General features: G+C 62.9%; 1 protein-coding gene. It reads right to left on the bottom strand.

The window, feature by feature from the left end; all coding sequences use genetic code 11:
* The coding region (locus EN857_RS34495; RefSeq protein ID WP_245521700.1) for an ATP-binding cassette domain-containing protein at positions 1-276 on the bottom strand (276 nt) is incomplete at its 3' end.
* Positions 277-278 lie beyond the last annotated feature (2 nt).

Raw genomic sequence — 278 nt, 5'->3', positions numbered from 1 at the left:
CGCCGTCCGATCTTCGGAACGGTGTCGTCCGAGCAGACCGCGTCTCGGCCAGAGACCGAGGGCCACAAGGTCTCGTACCTGAGCGGGAAAGGCCCGGTCCAGCTCCGACTGTTGCGGCAGATAGGCGACGGAGATCGCCGGACTGACCCGACATTCGCCGCCAAGCGGCTTCAAAATGCCGGCAATGCCTTTCATCAACGTGGATTTTCCCGAGCCGTTGGCGCCGATAACGGCGGTAAGCGAGCCGCGGGCAATACTACCATTGAGATGGTGCACCG

Origin of the sequence: Mesorhizobium sp. M4B.F.Ca.ET.214.01.1.1 (assembly GCF_004791545.1) — a bacterium.
GTDB lineage: Bacteria > Pseudomonadota > Alphaproteobacteria > Rhizobiales > Rhizobiaceae > Mesorhizobium > Mesorhizobium abyssinicae.
This window is presented reverse-complemented; position numbering and strand designations above follow the sequence as displayed.